Source organism: Pseudaestuariivita sp. (assembly GCF_052825805.1).
Genome location: NZ_JBRBVB010000002.1, coordinates 665,832 through 672,409 on the forward strand (window position 1 = coordinate 665,832; position 6,578 = coordinate 672,409).

Sequence of the window (6,578 nt, forward strand, 5' to 3'; positions counted from 1 at the left end):
ATCGTGCGCACCATCGGCGCAGATCGCGGACGCGCGGCACGTGGGCGCCCCTGACGCGACGCCCTCACCCGCGCATCCCGCAACGCTTCCAGACACTTAGAGACACCCATGACTGACACGATGACCCGCCGCGCCGGAGGCCGCTCTGCCCGCCGTGCCGCGCGCGCTGCTGCCCTGCCCGACCACCTGCGCCCCGTGCGCCCCGGCCTTTCGGGCGGCACCTACCAGCCGCTCTCACAAGCCGCGATGGAGCGCATCCACCAGGCCGCCCTCGACGCACTCGAAGAGATCGGCCTTTCAGAGGCGCCCGCCTCCGGCATCGCAGCGATGGAGCGCATCGGCGCCAAGCTCGGCGACGACGGCCGCATCCGCTTCCCCCGCGCGCTGGTCGAGGACGTGCTGGCCGCCGCCAACCGCGAGATCACCCTCTGCGGACGCGAGGCGCGCCACGATCTGACCCTCGGCGGACACCGCGTCCACTACGGCACCGCCGGCGCCGCCGTGCACATGGTCGACGTCGCCACACGCAGCTACCGCGACAGCACGCTGCAGGACCTGCACGACGCCGCGCGGATCGTCGACACCCTCGACAACATTCACTTTTTGCAGCGCCCGATGGTGGCCCGCGACATCCTCGACAACCGCGAGATGGATCTCAACACCATCTACGCCTGCGTCTCCGGCACGACCAAACACATCGGCACATCCTTTACCGAGCCGTCGTTCGTCCCCGACGCGCTCGACATGCTGCACCTCATGGCCGGCGGCGAAGACGCCTGGCGCGCGCGGCCCTTCGTGAGCAACTCCAACTGCTTTGTCGTGCCGCCGATGAAATTCGCGACCGAAAGCTGCGAAGTGATGGAGGCCTGCATCCGCGGCGGCATGCCTGTCCTGCTGCTCAGCGCCGGACAGGCGGGCGCCACCGCCCCTGCATCGATCGCCGGCGCCATCGTGCAGGCCTGCGCCGAATGCCTCGCGGGATTGGTTTACGTTCACGCCATAAGCCCCGGGCACCCCGCAATTTTTGGCACCTGGCCCTTCGTGTCGGACCTGCGCACCGGCGCGATGTCGGGCGGGTCTGGCGAACAGGCGCTGCTGACGGCAGGCTGCGCCCAGATGCACAAGTTCTACGACCTGCCCGGCGGCGCTGCGGCCGGCATCGCCGACGCAAAGCTCCCCGACATGCAGGCCGGGTGGGAGCAAGCCTGCTCCAACGTCATGGCCGGCCTCTCGGGGCTCAACATGGTGTATGAGGCGGCTGGCATGCACGCCTCCCTCCTCGGATTTTGCCACGAATCCCTGATCTTAGGCGACGATCTTATCGGCCAGGCCCTCCGCTGTGTGCGCGGGATCGAAGTGACCGAAGACAACATCAGCCTCGATGTGATGAAATCCGTCTGCCTCGGCGGCCCCGGCCACTACCTCGGCTCCGAACAGACCCTCGGCCTCATGCAAACCGACTACATCTACCCCGCACTCGGCGACCGCACCTCGCCCAAGGAATGGGTGGAAAAGGGCAAACCCGACCTCGTCGCCGGCGCCACCGCGCGCAAGGAGCAGATCCTCTCGGCACCTGCCGCCGCCCGCCTGCCGGCGGACATCGACACGGCCATCCGGGACAAATTCACAATCCATCTCGCCTGAAAGCGACTTCACGTGATACATCAAGAGCGCGCCGCAACACCCTAGTGGCGCGCCACAAACTCTTGGAGCGATCCATGCCACTCGCCTACATCTACCTCGTGACCGCTATCGTGTTCGAGACCATCGGCACCACCGCCCTCAAGGCCAGCGCGCAATTCACCAAACCTCTCCCCACCGTGATCACGCTCGTATGCTTTCTCGCCGCCATCTACCTGCTTGGCCTGTCGTTCAAATCCATCCCCGTTGGCATTGCCTACGCCATCTGGTCCGGCCTCGGCATCGTCCTGATCGCCACCTTCGCCTACCTCGTCTACGGCCAGAAACTCGATCTGCCCGCCCTCATCGGCATCGCCATGATCCTCGGCGGCATACTCGTCATCAACCTCTTCTCCAAAACGACGCCGCACTAGGCGCGCGCTCCAATTTCTTCTGGCCGGAAATATCCCGGGGAGCACGAGGGGCTGGCCCCTCGTTCCCCAAGTCAGCCCCAAGCCTTTCCGCTGGCCTTTCTCGCACCCGCAGCGTAAGGCGCGCGCAAGCCCAGCAAGGAGCGGCACATGGACCTGCGCAACATCGCCATCATCGCCCACGTGGACCACGGCAAGACGACGCTCGTGGACGAACTGCTCAAACAGTCCGGCGCCTTCCGCGAGAACCAAGCCGTGGCCGAGCGCGCGATGGACAGCAACGACCTCGAGCGCGAACGCGGCATCACCATCTTTGCCAAGCCCACGTCCGTGGAATGGAAAGGCACGCGCATCAACATCGTCGACACGCCCGGCCACGCCGATTTCGGCGGCGAGGTGGAGCGTATCCTGTCGATGGTCGACGGCGTCGTGCTGCTCGTGGACGCCGCCGAAGGGCCCATGCCGCAGACCAAGTTCGTGACCTCCAAAGCGCTGGCGCTTGGTCTGCGCCCCATCGTCGTCCTCAACAAGGTCGACAAACCCGACGCCGAACCCGACCGCGCGCTCGATGAAGTCTTCGACCTCTTCGCCTCCCTCGAGGCGGACGACGACCAGCTCGACTTCCCGCACATGTACGCCTCCGGGCGCTCCGGCTGGGCGGATGCCGAACTCGACGGCCCCCGCAAGGACCTCGATGCGCTCTTCAACCTGATCGTGAACCACGTGCCCCGCCCGAGGCAGACCGCTCGGGCTGACGAGGACTTCCGCATGCTTGCGACAACGCTGGGATCGGACCCCTTCGTCGGGCGCCTCCTGACCGGCCGCGTCGAGACCGGCAAGATCAAGGTCGGCGCGACCGTACAGGCCCTCTCCCGCGTCGGACAAAAGATCGAGCAGTTCCGCGTGACCAAGATCCAGGCGTTCCGCGGCCTCGCCCAGCAGGACATCGACGAGGCGACAGCCGGCGACATCGTCAGCCTCGCCGGCATGTCCAAGGCCACCGTGGCCGATACCATCTGCGCGCTTGCCGTCGACACCCCTCTCGACGCGCAACCTATTGATCCGCCAACGATTTCCGTCACCTTTGGGATCAACGACAGCCCGCTTGCCGGGCGCGACGGCAAAAAGGTCCAGTCCCGCGTCATCCGCGAGCGCCTCCTCAAGGAGGCCGAATCCAACGTCGCCATCAAAGTCTCCGACACCCCCGGCGGCGAAGCCTTCGACGTGGCCGGACGTGGCGAGCTGCAGATGGGTGTGCTCATCGAAAACATGCGCCGAGAGGGCTTCGAGCTGTCGATTTCCCGCCCCCGCGTGCTGATGCGCGAAGAGGACGGCCAGACGCTCGAGCCGGTCGAGGAAGTCACCATCGACGTCGACGACGAACATTCCGGCGCCGTCATCGAAAAACTCACCGGCGCGCGCAAAGGAGAGATGACCGAGATGCGCCAACAGGGCGGCAAGACGCGGATCATCGCGCAGGTCCCGTCGCGCGGCCTCATCGGCTATCACGGCGAGTTCCTCACCGACACCCGCGGCACCGGCGTCTTGAACCGCGTCTTCCACGGCTGGGTCCCCCACCGCGGCCCCATTCCCGGCCGCCGCGCCGGCGTTCTGATCTCGATGGAGAACGGCACCTCCGTCGCCTACGCCCTCTGGAACCTCGAGGACCGCGGCAAGATGTTCATCGGCGCGCAGGAACCGGTCTACACCGGCATGATCATCGGCGAGCACTCCCGCGACAACGATCTCGAGGTGAACCCGCTCAAGGGCAAGAAGCTCACCAACGTGCGCGCCTCAGGCAACGACGAGGCGGTGCGCCTGACCACCCCGGTCAAGATGTCGCTCGAAGAGGCCATCGCCTATATCGACGATGACGAGCTGGTGGAGGTCACGCCCAACGCGGTGCGGTTGCGCAAACGGTATCTCGACCCGCACGAGCGCAAACGGGCAGCGCGCGGAGCGGCGTAGGATGGGTACTGGCACCCATCGCGCTCACTTATTGGCGCAGGGCACTTCCTTCAGCACGATGTAGGCGTCGCGCACCTTGGTACGGATCTCCTTGTAGACGGCCGGGTACTCACGCAGCTCGATCACATGGCCGCGCTGAACATATTTGCGGTGCGGCTTCTTGATCAGCTTCTTGGACACCTTGTACTGCGCCGGCACCTCGACATTCTTGTGACAACTCACAAGCTTGTAGCGCTCGCCCTTGCCGTCCACGCGGCTGTCATCCGCCCAGGCAAAGCTTGCCGTCACGGCCAGCGCCGCGCTGATCGCGGTCAATCTCAGCGCACCTGATCTCAGTGCAAAGTTCGGGGTCATCATCTGCTCCACCCTCTATTTAGGTGAAGCGTTAACCCTTCAAATGGACCGAAGTTGGACCGAATTGTGGCGCCCAAGCGCCCAAGACCCCGCCAGACCTCTACGACCCGCCGAGATAGCTCGCCAAAGAAAAAGGGCGCCGGTCTCCCGGACGCCCCTTCCCGATGTCAGCGCGGTGCCCTTATTTGCAGGGTGCCTTGCGCTTGATGTAGTAGCCCTCTTTCACGAGCGACTTCATCTCTTTCATCACGGCCGGGTAGTACACTTCGACCATCTGGCCGTTGCGGTGTTCCCAGACGGTTTTGGCCGGCTTGTGCGGCACATGGGTGGTGGCGTATTTCGCCGGGACCCAAACTTTATCGAAACATGCGATGACTTTGCCTTCCCACGCCATGGCGGGAGCCGCGAATGCAGCGGAAGCAACGACAGCAGCGATCGTCAGCTTTTTCATAGAACTTCTCCTAGTAGAACTACAGTGCCGACAAGCTACGCGCTCAACGCCGCCCGAGGCGACTCCGGTTTTCCTCCAATTGTGGAAAAATCCGGCACAACCTCCGAAATCCCGCCAAAACCGGGGGTCTTGTGGCTTTTTGACCATAAATCGGACTTGAAGCCGTAACGCCTTGCAATCGTTATTGTTTTTGAAACGGAAACAACCGGTATTAACCTTAACGATTGTCTCTGCGGTCAGCGCGAATCGCTTCTTCAACCCGCCTCACAAAGATATACACAGCCGCCCGTCCGCTTCATCAAAATCCGGTCTCAATGGTTAACGCCCGCGCGAGACCGCCGACCGCCGCCCCGTGCGTCAGCGAACCGCCGCCAATGCGCTTGCCACATCCAGACAGAACCTGACCCGCGCCCGCTCATACGAAACGCCAAAATGCCCGCGTGACAGTGCCCCGGGGTTTGCGTAAACGAAAGGCGCTCATCCCTGCTCGCGGAGACCTGCCCCGTGGATCCCATCTGGCCGCCCTCGCACCCGTTCGACGCCTCCGCTCTCGACGAGGGTGACACGCTCCACGAGGAATGCGGCGTCTTTGGCGTCACAGGCGTGGCCAACGCCGCCTCCTTCGTCGCGCTTGGCCTGCACGCGCTGCAGCACCGCGGACAGGAAGCAGGCGGCATCGTCGTGCACGACGCCGAGCACGGCTTCAATTCCGCGCGCCGCTTTGGCTACGTCCGCGACACCTTCACCGATCCGGCGATCATGGCGACCCTGCCCGGCCCCATCGGCATCGGCCACGTGCGCTATTCGACCGCCGGCTCCAAGGGCGCGACGGCCATCCGCGACGTGCAGCCCTTCTTTGGCGAATTCTCCATGGGCGGCGCGGCCATAGCGCACAACGGCAACATCACAAACGCCGACGCGCTCCGCCGCGAGCTGATCGAGCGCGGCTCGATCTTCCAGTCGTCCTCCGACAGCGAGTGCATCATCCACCTCATGGCCCGCTCGCTCCAGCGCTCGATCCCCGACCGGATGGAGGACGCCCTCCGCCGCGTCGAGGGCGCCTTTTCCGTCGTGGCCATGACCCGGACCAAACTGATCGGCGTGCGCGACCCCCTCGGCGTGCGCCCGCTGGTACTCGGCAAGGTGGGCGACGGCTACGTGCTCGCATCGGAGACCTGCGCCCTCGACATCGTCGGCGCCGAGTTCCTGCGCGAAGTCGAGCCCGGCGAGATGGTCGTGATCACCCCCCATGGCCTCGAATCGCGCCACCCCTTCCGCCCGGCACGCCCGCGGTTCTGCATCTTCGAGCACGTCTATTTCTCGCGCCCCGACAGCATCCTCGGCGGTCGCTCCGTCTACGAGACCCGCGAGGCGATCGGGCGCGAGCTGGCCAAGGAAAGCCCGGTCGACGCCGATCTCGTCTGCCCCGTCCCTGATTCCGGCACGCCCGCGGCCATCGGCTACAGCTTAGAATCCGGCATTCCCTACGCGATGGGCATCATCCGCAACCAATATATGGGCCGCACTTTCATCGAGCCCACCGAACAGATCCGCAACATGGGCGTGCGGCTCAAGCTGAACGTGAACCGCGCCTTGATCGCGGGCAAGCGGGTGATCCTCGTCGATGACAGCGTCGTGCGCGGCACCACCTCGCGCAAGATCAAGGAGATGATCCTCGATGCCGGCGCTTCCGAGGTGCATTTCCGCATCGCCTCGCCGCCCACCGCCTGGCCTTGCTTTTACGGGGTCGACAC

The 6,578-nt window shown here is 64.9% G+C and carries 6 protein-coding genes; 4 read left to right on the top strand and 2 right to left on the bottom strand.

The window, feature by feature from the left end; genetic code table 11:
* The first annotated feature begins 108 nt into the window (after positions 1-108).
* From ACU0B3_RS04220 to typA, 3 genes are all read left to right on the top strand, one after another.
* Positions 109-1,644 (top strand): trimethylamine methyltransferase family protein, encoded by a 1,536-nt coding sequence (locus tag ACU0B3_RS04220; protein ID WP_446259556.1) that lies wholly within the window; start codon positions 109-111, stop codon positions 1,642-1,644.
* A 74-nt stretch (positions 1,645-1,718) separates the two neighbouring features.
* Complete coding sequence (locus ACU0B3_RS04225; protein WP_446259557.1) at positions 1,719-2,054, top strand: DMT family transporter; 336 nt, start codon at positions 1,719-1,721, stop codon at positions 2,052-2,054.
* 147 nt (positions 2,055-2,201) lie between these two features.
* Positions 2,202-4,019, top strand: coding sequence for a translational GTPase TypA (typA, locus tag ACU0B3_RS04230; protein WP_446259558.1), 1,818 nt, complete (start codon positions 2,202-2,204; stop codon positions 4,017-4,019).
* Positions 4,020-4,043: 24 nt separating this feature from the next.
* Here the strand turns inward: typA and ACU0B3_RS04235 are convergent, their stop codons facing one another.
* Both ACU0B3_RS04235 and ACU0B3_RS04240 read right to left on the bottom strand, forming a co-directional pair.
* Positions 4,044-4,376, bottom strand: a complete 333-nt coding sequence (locus tag ACU0B3_RS04235; RefSeq protein ID WP_446259559.1) for a hypothetical protein — start codon at positions 4,374-4,376, stop codon at positions 4,044-4,046.
* A gap of 178 nt (positions 4,377-4,554) precedes the next feature.
* Positions 4,555-4,824, bottom strand: a complete 270-nt coding sequence (locus tag ACU0B3_RS04240) for a hypothetical protein (RefSeq protein WP_446259560.1) — start codon at positions 4,822-4,824, stop codon at positions 4,555-4,557.
* Positions 4,825-5,328: 504 nt separating this feature from the next.
* Here ACU0B3_RS04240 and purF point away from each other — a divergent pair.
* Positions 5,329-6,578, top strand: a 1,250-nt coding sequence (purF, locus tag ACU0B3_RS04245; RefSeq protein WP_446259561.1) for an amidophosphoribosyltransferase, incomplete at its 3' end; no start/stop codon positions are given.

Coding starts and splice junctions, on each gene's coding strand:
- ACU0B3_RS04220 (WP_446259556.1), top strand. CDS start 109: ATGACTGACACGATGACCCGCCGCGCCGGAGGCCGCTCTGCCCGCCGT.
- ACU0B3_RS04225 (WP_446259557.1), top strand. CDS start 1,719: ATGCCACTCGCCTACATCTACCTCGTGACCGCTATCGTGTTCGAGACC.
- typA (WP_446259558.1), top strand. CDS start 2,202: ATGGACCTGCGCAACATCGCCATCATCGCCCACGTGGACCACGGCAAG.
- ACU0B3_RS04235 (WP_446259559.1), bottom strand. CDS start 4,376: ATGATGACCCCGAACTTTGCACTGAGATCAGGTGCGCTGAGATTGACC.
- ACU0B3_RS04240 (WP_446259560.1), bottom strand. CDS start 4,824: ATGAAAAAGCTGACGATCGCTGCTGTCGTTGCTTCCGCTGCATTCGCG.